The 408-nt window shown below is 74.8% G+C and carries 1 pseudogene; it reads right to left on the reverse strand.

Annotation, left to right across the window (positions count from 1 at the left end):
• A pseudogene (locus tag KUF83_RS42595) lies at positions 1–408 on the reverse strand (hypothetical protein); the annotation flags it as partial.

Genomic DNA, 408 nt, shown 5'->3' on the forward strand with positions numbered 1-408 from the left:
TCCGTCGTGACGACGACCGCGGTCCCCGGCGCGACAGTGACCGTCCCCCCTTCCGCCGTGACGACCGGCGTGACGACAACCGGGGCGGCGGTGACCGTGGTGGCTTCCGCCGCGACGACAACCGCAGCGGTGGTGACCGTCCCGCGTTCCGGCGTGATGACCGTCGTGATGACAACCGCGGTGGCGGCGACCGTGGAGGGCGTCCGCCGTTCCGTCGTGACGACCGACCCAGCGGGCCGAGCCGCGACGACCGTGACCGCGGTGGCCCGCGCCGGGACAACGACCGTCCCCCGTTCCGCCGCGACGACCGGCGCGATGACAACCGCAGCGGTGGCGACCGTCCCCCCTTCCGCCGTGACGATGAGCGCGGCGCCCCTCGTCGTGACGGTGACCGTCCCGCGTTCCGGC

The organism is Streptomyces sp. BV286, assembly GCF_019090165.1.
Classification (GTDB): domain Bacteria; phylum Actinomycetota; class Actinomycetes; order Streptomycetales; family Streptomycetaceae; genus Streptomyces.